2 protein-coding genes are annotated in these 528 nt (G+C 57.6%); both read left to right on the top strand.

The features are described from left to right. Positions 1-237, top strand: a 237-nt coding sequence (locus tag AWB68_RS48765) for a c-type cytochrome (RefSeq protein ID WP_374729676.1), incomplete at its 5' end; no start/stop codon positions are given. A 126-nt stretch (positions 238-363) separates the two neighbouring features. Next, positions 364-513: a DUF2934 domain-containing protein gene (locus AWB68_RS46100; RefSeq protein ID WP_235028912.1), complete on the top strand. Its 150-nt coding sequence runs from the start codon at positions 364-366 to the stop codon at positions 511-513. The last annotated feature ends 15 nt before the right edge of the window (positions 514-528 follow it).

Here is a 528-nt window from a genome sequence, read left to right as displayed (position 1 = left end):
AATCCGGCTGTTCTTGCGGCCGATCCGTCGTCGCTGATCCGTCTTCTGGTCGAAGGGGGGCAAAGTCCGCAGACAACGAGTGGTCCGCCGCGGGAAAAGATGCCCGCGTTCAACAAGAAACTGACGAGCGAGGAGATGGCGCAGGTCCTGACGTTTGTTCGCAGCACCTGGGGCAATAGCGCGGCGCCGGTGACCACGCGTCAAGTGACCACGCTGCGCGACGGAATTCATCGATAAAGAGCAGCATATTCAGGGAGCGTCCCGAAGTGCCAACCCGGGAGCCCGCTTTTCTTCGTGAGGTTGGCTTTCTAGGATCTCGGTACTCGAGATCAAATGACCGGAGGACCTGTGGAGGAGCAAACAATGGAGGAGCGGATCCGCAAGCGAGCCTATGAACTGTGGCAGCAAGACGGAAGCATGGAAGGATGTGCGGACGAGTATTGGCGACAGGCGCGTCAAATAGTCGAACGAGAAATGCTCGAGGAGAAGCCAAAATTGCCGCCGCAACGGTAACAACATGAATGTTGG

Source organism: Caballeronia choica, from assembly GCF_001544535.1.
GTDB lineage: Bacteria > Pseudomonadota > Gammaproteobacteria > Burkholderiales > Burkholderiaceae > Caballeronia > Caballeronia choica.
The sequence above is the reverse complement of the archived record's forward strand: the minus strand, read 5'-3'. Positions and strand labels throughout refer to the sequence as shown.